Raw genomic sequence first — 1003 nt, forward strand, 5'->3', positions numbered from 1 at the left:
GATTCCACTCCAGGGTCGGCCCACCCAGTTCCGGATCACCCTTGTTGAACGCGATCACATGATCCACATCGCAGTCCTTGGCTGGCACCGAACAGCCCGGATGCCGGCACGTGCCGTCGCGCAGCCGGATCCGCTCGGCCATCGCCGGGGTGATCAGGTATCGCAGGGCGTGCTCGGGGTGGTCCAGCACCCCGGGGGCGGGGTCGATGAGCTCGAACCGCACACTGGCCTCATCCCCCTCCAGCAGCTCCGTGCACAACCACTCGAAACTGCTGTACGTGCCGTGGACGAACTCCACCCGATTCGGCAGACCCCGCACCGCCGAGGCGATCACACTGATCCGGATCGGCACCCCCGCCCGCGCCGCGTTCCCCAACGACGGACGCGGCAGATCCGCCCCCACCCGCACCTGCCCGAGCTCGATCCCACACTCCTCAGCCACCGCAGCAGCCGCATCCGCGGCACCGTCGGCGGCCGCGCCGGTGGTGGCGGGATCGCCCGCAGGCGCGGCGGTGGCGGCGGCGTCGGGCGGATAGACCGCCAGCGCGGCCAGAGCGTCCGCGCGCAGCTGATCGATCGGCCGGTCCAACCCGTCCGCGGCCGCCACCGCAGCATCGGTCTCGATCCGACGGCGCAGCAACTCCGCATCAGCGGCGGTGAGTTTGGCCCACATCGTGGCCATCCCGTCACGGGCGCCGCGGAACCGGACCCGGCGGGTCTGCGCGGCCGCCTCGGCCGCCTCCTGCGCCCCGGCCGGATCGCACCGCTCCACCGCCTCATCGATCGCCGAGTTCACCGCCGTCCGGCTCGGCCGGTCCCCACCCTCCAGATCGCCGGTAAACCGGGCCAGGATCTCGTCCTCCACCTCGGCCACGATCGCATCGGGCACCTCGGCCAGACGGCACGCGATATCGATCGCCAGATCCTCCGGCATCACCCCCCGCTCCACCACCGAACACAGGCGGGACAGACGGGTATGGATCTGCACCCCCGCGGTGACCAA

General features: G+C 71.5%; 1 protein-coding gene. It reads right to left on the reverse strand.

Annotated elements, in window-relative coordinates; translation table 11 throughout:
• The coding region (locus DPA01S_RS16065) for an HNH endonuclease signature motif containing protein (RefSeq protein ID WP_061917934.1) at positions 1–1003 on the reverse strand (1003 nt) is incomplete at both ends.

Origin of the sequence: Dietzia papillomatosis NBRC 105045 (genome assembly GCF_001570845.1) — a bacterium.
Classification (GTDB): domain Bacteria; phylum Actinomycetota; class Actinomycetes; order Mycobacteriales; family Mycobacteriaceae; genus Dietzia; species Dietzia cinnamea.